The following is a 3,227-nucleotide window of genomic DNA, read 5'->3' on the forward strand; positions in this document are numbered from 1 at the left end:
AGCGTCGTGGTGTGAGCCTTCACGTATGTCAGGTCGCCGGGCAGGGTGGGGGAGATGAGAAGGTGGCGCATGCCATTGGTGCCAGGCATGTTGCGTATGCCGGCAATCTCCTTGAACAACCATTCGTCAATCTGCCCCATCATGAAGTGGTTCCACGATGATCCCTGGCGAGGGTCCCATTGTTCTGTGAGCGTCGTGGCTCCCTGTTTTATCTGGAAACCATAGCCCGGAGTGTCGTAGTGGTTGAGCATCTTGTATAGCAGTTCGTCCTTGCCGTTGGCAGCCAGTGTCATGAACAGGTATCTGTTGCCCACGTCGCCGGTCGTCAATCTGTTGCCGTGCTTCTCGATGTCAGAAATCAGCGACTGCAGCACCGCCGCCTTGTTCTTTCCCGTTATGCCGAGGAAGAGCGGCAGGGCGTTTGATGTCTGGCTGCCGGAACCATAATAGCAGGAGTCAGCCTTATAGAATTCCCGGTTGAATGCTTCCACGGCATAGTCGCGTATCCTGGAGTATTTCTCCACGTCAGCCTTGTTTCCGGTCATCCTGGCAGCCTTTGTCAGCAGCTGCAGGTCGAGGATATAGTGAGCCGAGGCAACGAGTGGTATCGGTGTGTTATGGCAGAATCCGGCTTTGCCCTCCACCACGTCGTACCAGTCGCCCAGTCCGTGGCTCACGATACCGTCTTTTGCGCGCCCCGTGAGATAGTCCACATAGCGGCGCATGGCCTCGTAGTTGCGGGTGATGATGGAGTTGTCGCCATACTGCTCATAATACATGAACGGCATTATCAGCAGAGTGCTTCCCCATTCAGGTGAGTCGTCGAAGAGGTTTCCGAACGACACATATTGCGGTGCCGTGGTAGGCACCATTCCGTCAGTCTTCTGCGTATCCGTGATGTCGCGTATTATCTTCGGGGTCAGCGTCGTCATGTCGTAGTTGTAGAAGAGACTCGGTCCCACGAGGTGGTCCTGCTCCAGCCATCCCAGTTTTTCGCGGTGCGGACAGTCCGTCAGCACACCCTGCATATTGCTCCTTTCGGCACGCTCTATCAGACGATGGGTCTGTGTGAACAGCGGGTTGGAACATTCGAATTCTGAACCCTCTTCGGCAGAGTTGTATATGAAGCAACTCTTGAGGTCGGCAATCACCGGCAGGTTGTCAGGATTTGGTTCGCCCTCGAGCACAGCATCCTCCACCTGTATGTATCTGAAACCATAATAAGAGAAGTGCGGATGCCATGTCTCTGTGGTGTCGCTGCCGATGGTATATTCGTAGTAATGCTGGCGGCCCGTCTGTCGCTGGTCGCATACACCCTGCCTGTTCAGATTCTCCGACACGAGCATCGTCACTTTCTGTCCAGGTCTTCCCTTCACTCTGATTTCAGGAAATCCCGCCAGGTTCTGTCCCATGTCAGCAATGAAGGTGTGAGGAGAGACGCTGCGCTTGGTCTTTGCCGATGCCGGTGCTACGGAGTCTAGAGGCAGATAATGCCACTCCTTGATGGCGAAGCGCTCCATAATCTTCACAGGCGGTGCCGTCTGGGGACTGAGTTTTCCGTCCGTTCCCTCCGTCAGCACGGCGTCTTTCCATTCCGTGTCGTCGAAGTGGGCGAGGTCGAACCCACTCTGTGTCAGTCTGGCGTCGAACGATTCTCCGCCGTAGATACTGTTGAAGGTAATGGGGCTGAGGGCATATTTCCACGACCCGTCGCTGACAATCGTCTGACTTGTGCCGTCGCTGTAGTTTATCTCCAGTCGCAGTATCATCTGCGGCGCACCGAAGCTGGTCATCAGCTTGCTGTATCTGTTGCCACGCTGCACGTTGAAGAATCCGTTGCCGAGCAGAAGGCTTATGGCATTGTGACCTCCGGTGAGCAGAGAAGTCACGTCGTAGGTATTGTAGTATACGGTCTTGGAGTATTCGCTCCATAGCGGTGCAAATTCGCTGTCGCCCACCTTCTTGCCGTTGATGCGCATCTCGTAGTGGCCCATGCCGCTGACGTATGCCACGGCATCGGTCACCGTCCTGCCGTCGTTGGAGAATCCCTTCCTCATGATTATGCTCCGTGCCGAGAGAGAGTCTACGGCGTTCCATTTCTCCTTGAAATAGTCTTTCTTGAATTCCGCGTTAGAGAATCTGCCCTCCGGCAGACGGGCGTCGGCTTTGGTTATGGCGCCAATCCATCTTGGAGAGATACCGCCGGCAGACAGGTCGGCAGAAGCTGGTACGATGCGTATCTTCTGTCTTGCGCTCCATTCCGAAGGCTTCCCGTCTTTGTCCCATACCCTCACCTGCCATTCGTATCCGTGTCTGTTTGCCGGCAGGTCAGGTGTGGTGATGTTCTGGCTTTCGGCAGATTTCCTTTTGCCGGAGTCATATACGGTCTTGCCCGTAACGCTCTCGGTGATGATTATCTGATAGGCTTTCTGACGGTCGTTGACGGCATCTGACGTCATCTTCCAACCGAATCTTACATCGCCCTGGCTGACTGCCAGTTCCCTTTGATAGTTGCATGATGTTCCGGTTATCGTTATCTTGGCTTCTGCCGAAAGGGCTGCCAATGCCAGAAGTGTTGCTATAGTGGTCTTTCTCATTTACCTTGGATTATTCAATCTTTCCATACTTTTTTGTTCTCAATCTTCCCGTTTCTGATTTCAGCCTCTACGGTGCGCCCACCAGTGGCTTTCAGTCTGAATCTGGCGTTTATGTCTCGTGGCCATGCCGGGAAGAACAGCAGTTCGCCGTCCGGCTTCTCCTGTAGCAGCATTTCCTGCAGACCAATCATCGACGCTCCGCCCTTGTTGCAGTCGGGAGCCCAGTCGTAGCCGGGATCCCAGAAGGCAGGAAAGCGGTAAGGTCCGTCGGCGAGCTTCTCACTGTTCAGGCGTAATGCCTCGTCAGTCAGTCCCAGACAGGCAGCCCAGATATTGTCCTGTTTCCATCCCTTGGTGGCTCTCATTTCCACAGCGTGAGGATCTTTCAGATATGTGTTGCGGCCGATATTCAGATTGTCTCTGCCCATGCAGTATATCCTCCATGGAAATACGGGATATAGCTGAGGTGTCTCAATGTTCTGTATCCTTGCCCATACTATAGCCGGGGCGATGCAGGTGTCGCCGCTGATGGTGCGTAGCGGTATTTCGGGAATGCGCTTCATGATGCCGTTGAGGCTGTCGCCATTGTATTCAGTCCATTGTCGGGCGACTGTCTGCAGGGCGGCCACG

General features: G+C 54.4%; 1 protein-coding gene and 1 pseudogene. Both read right to left on the minus strand.

Annotated features, from left to right (window positions below; all coding sequences use genetic code 11):
* The coding region (locus QVO99_RS10585; RefSeq protein WP_288177222.1) for a family 78 glycoside hydrolase catalytic domain at nucleotides 1-2,597 on the minus strand (2,597 nt) is incomplete at its 3' end.
* A 14-nt stretch (nucleotides 2,598-2,611) separates the two neighbouring features.
* Nucleotides 2,612-3,227: pseudogene (locus tag QVO99_RS10590) on the minus strand (DUF5703 domain-containing protein); the annotation flags it as partial.

The organism is Prevotella sp. CAG:592 (assembly GCF_000436015.1).
GTDB classification, from domain to species: Bacteria; Bacteroidota; Bacteroidia; order Bacteroidales; family Bacteroidaceae; genus Prevotella; species Prevotella pectinovora.